This is a genomic window from Arthrobacter sp. Y3223164 (genome assembly GCF_059091005.1).
Map to the genome: position 1 here is coordinate 1 of NZ_JBNHGF010000290.1, position 3,501 is coordinate 3,501.

At 67.5% G+C, this 3,501-nt stretch carries 3 protein-coding genes; all 3 read left to right on the forward strand.

Annotated features, from left to right (window positions below; all coding sequences use genetic code 11):
* Positions 1 to 756: NAD(P)H-quinone oxidoreductase (locus AC5RUJ_RS12725; RefSeq protein ID WP_494155952.1), on the forward strand; the 756-nt coding region annotated here is incomplete at its 5' end.
* Between the two features lie 82 nt (positions 757 to 838).
* Positions 839 to 3,136 carry a carbon starvation CstA family protein gene (locus AC5RUJ_RS12730; protein ID WP_494024633.1) on the forward strand — a complete coding sequence of 766 codons (2,298 nt, stop codon included), beginning with the start codon at positions 839 to 841 and terminating at the stop codon, positions 3,134 to 3,136.
* Positions 3,136 to 3,342 carry a YbdD/YjiX family protein gene (locus AC5RUJ_RS12735; protein WP_494128117.1) on the forward strand — a complete coding sequence of 69 codons (207 nt, stop codon included), beginning with the start codon at positions 3,136 to 3,138 and terminating at the stop codon, positions 3,340 to 3,342. The genes AC5RUJ_RS12730 and AC5RUJ_RS12735 overlap by 1 nt, the downstream gene beginning before the upstream one ends.
* Positions 3,343 to 3,501: the final 159 nt, after the last annotated feature.

A 3,501-nucleotide genomic window follows, 5' to 3' on the forward strand; every position in this document is an offset into this window, starting at 1 on the left:
GTCGGCGGGCTTCGGGTGGGCGACGAAGTATGCGCGCTCCTGGCCGGCGGCGGCTACGCCGAGCAGGTGGCGGTTCCGGCGGGCCAGGTGCTGCCGGTCCCGCGGGGAATCGATGTGGTGACGGCCGCGGCCCTGCCGGAGGTGGCGGCCACCGTCTTTTCCAATCTCTTCATGGCCGCGGGCGTGCAGGCCGGGGAAACGGTGCTGATCCACGGCGGCGCCGGCGGCATCGGCACCATGGCCGTCCAGCTGGTTGCCGCTTTCGGCGCGATCCCTGCCGTGACGGCCGGCAGCCGGGAAAAGCTCGATGTCGCGCGTGGGCTGGGTGCCGAGGTGCTGATCAACTACCGCGAGGAAGACTTCGTGGAACGGATCAAGGACGCCACCGGAGGCCGGGGCGCCGACGTCATTTTGGACGTGGTGGGTGCCAAATACCTGCAGCGCAACGTGGACGCGCTCGCCACCTCCGGGCGGCTGGTGGTGATCGGGCTGCTGGGCGGGGCCAAGGCCGAACTGAACCTCGGCCAGTTGATGGCCAAACGGGGTGCGGTCATCGGCACGACCCTCCGGGCCAGGCCCGCGGAGGAGAAAGCCGCCATCGTGCGGGCGGTCGCCGAGCATGTCTGGCCGCTGGTCGTCTCCGGCGACGTCAAACCACAGGTGCACCGCACGTTCGCCCTGTCGGAGGCGGCGGCGGCCCACGAGTACTTCGATTCCGGCGAACACACCGGCAAGATCCTGCTCACTACCCCCTGAAATCGGCCTTCCCGTTCCCTCCAAGCGACGTCGCTGCTACGGTGCTTCGTAAAAGCGGACGGCGTTCCACGAGGGGAGCATCATGAGCGAGAAATTCAGCGGACCCCGGCCCGGGCAACCCGGGAGGAATGGTCCCGCATCCGACGTCCTGGTGCAGGATCCCACCCTGCCGCCGGTAGCGCTGGATCCGGCCGCGGAGGCCGAGGCCCACAGGTGGACCCCGACCAAGATCGTGATCTGGGTGGCCATCGCCCTGCTCGGGGCCGTGAGTTGGAGTATCCTCGCGTTTTCGCGGGGCGAAACGATTAACGCGATCTGGTTCGTCTTCGCGGCCGTCTGCACGTACTTCATCGCCTACCGGTTCTACTCCAAGTTCATCGAGAACAAGCTCACCCGCCCCAACGACCTGAGGGCGACGCCGGCAGAGTACAACGCGGACGGCAAGGACTACGTCGCGACGGACCGCCGCGTGCTCTACGGCCACCACTTCGCCGCCATCGCGGGCGCCGGTCCGCTGGTCGGGCCCATCCTGGCGGCGCAGATGGGTTACCTGCCGGGCACCCTGTGGATCATCGTGGGCGTGATCCTGGCCGGGGCGGTGCAGGACTACCTCGTGCTGTTCTTCTCCATGCGCCGGGGCGGCCGTTCGCTGGGCCAGATGGCCCGCGAGGAACTCGGCGTGATCGGCGGCACCGCGGCCCTGATCGCCACGCTGACCATCATGATCATCATCGTGGCGATCCTGGCCCTGGTCGTGGTGAACGCCCTGGGCGAGTCGCCCTGGGGTGTCTTCTCGGTGGCGATGACCATCCCCATCGCCATCTTCATGGGCATCTACCTGCGTTTCCTCCGGCCGGGCAAGGTCAGCGAGGTCTCCCTCATCGGCTTCGTGCTGCTGATCGCCGCCATCATTGGCGGCGGGATGATCGCGGACACCGAGTGGGGCGCGGCGGTCTTCACGCTGGACCGGACCACCATCGCCTGGGGCATCATCATCTACGGCTTCATCGCGGCGGTACTGCCGGTGTGGTTGCTGCTGGCCCCGCGCGACTACCTCTCCACCTTCATGAAAATCGGCACCATCCTGATGCTGGCGCTGGCCATCGTGCTCGTGCGCCCGGAAATCAACGTGCCGGCGTTCAGCGAGTTCGCGGGCCGCGACGACGCCCCCGTGGTGGCCGGTTCGCTGTTTCCCTTCCTGTTCGTCACCATTGCCTGCGGCGCACTCTCGGGATTCCATGCGCTGATCTCCTCCGGGACCACGCCCAAGATGGTGCAGAAGGAGAGGCAGACCCGCTTCATCGGCTACGGCGGAATGCTGATGGAGTCCTTCGTGGCCATCATGGCGCTGGTCGCGGCCATCTCGATCGACCGCGGTATCTACTTCGCAATGAACGCCTCCGCGGCGGCCACCGGCGGCACGGTGGAAGGCGCGGTCGCCTTCGTCAATGGCCTTGGCCTGGCCGGCGTCAACCTGACACCGGACATGCTCACCGACCTGGCCAGCAACGTCGGCGAGGAATCGGTGGTTTCGCGCACCGGCGGCGCGCCCACCCTCGCCGTCGGCCTCGCACACATCATGCAGGGACTGATCGGCGGCATCGGGATGATGGGCTTCTGGTACCACTTCGCCATCATGTTCGAGGCGCTGTTCATCCTCACCGCGGTCGACGCCGGAACCCGCGTGGCCCGCTTCATGCTGCAGGACACCGTCGGCAACGTCCTGCCGAAGTTCAAGAACATGTCCTGGCGCCCCGGCGTCTGGATCTGCACGGCCATCATGGTGGCGGGTTGGGGCTACATCCTGATCCTGGGCGTCACCGATCCGCTGGGCGGCATTAACACGTTCTTCCCGCTCTTCGGCATCGCCAACCAGCTGCTGGCGGCCATCGCGCTCGCGGTCTGCCTGGCCATCGCGGCCAAGCGCGGGGCGTTCAAGTATCTGTGGATTATCGGGCTCCCGCTGGCCTTCGCCGCCGTGATCACCATCTGGGCCTCGATCCTGAAGATCTTCAGCTCGGATGTGAAGGTGGGCTACTGGGCCAACCACATCGCCCACCGCGAAGCCTTGGCAGCCGGTGAGACGAGCCTCGGAAACGCATCCTCCGTGCAGGAGATGGAGGCGGTGGTCCGCAACACCGCGGTGCAGGGCACGCTGTCCATCGTGTTCGTGGTGCTGACCATCATCGTCATCGCCACCGCCCTCATCGCCACCTATAAGTCCTGGCGGCTGGGCGGGGAACCCTCGCACGAGGACCCCGCGGTGGTCTCCGCCATCTACGCGCCGGCCGGCTTCCTGGCCAGCCGGCCGGAGAAGGAACTGGAAAGGCAATGGAACGAACTGCCGGCCGACACCGGTCGGGCCAAGGCGGGCCACTGATGTCCGGCGTCATCTGGCCCCGCGCCCGGAGCGGCTGGCAGAGCTTCGCCTGGTTCTTCCAAGGGGTGATGGGCGAGCACGCCTACCAGGACTATCTTCGGCACCACCGGCGGGCACATCCGGGCACGGAGCCGATGAGCGAGCGCGAGTTCTGGCGGGACAAGACGGACCGGCAGGAGAACAACCCGCAGGGACGCTGCTGCTGACCGGGGCCGGATATGCTCTGCGCCCGCTGTCCGTCTCTGGCAAGATGAAAACATGAGCGAAGAGCAGACGCCGCAGCCGGCAGAACCGGTCATCCTCCCCGCGCTGCCCAGCGGCCACAGCCCGGCCGGCGGAGAGCCCCCGAGCCCGGGGCCCGGTCC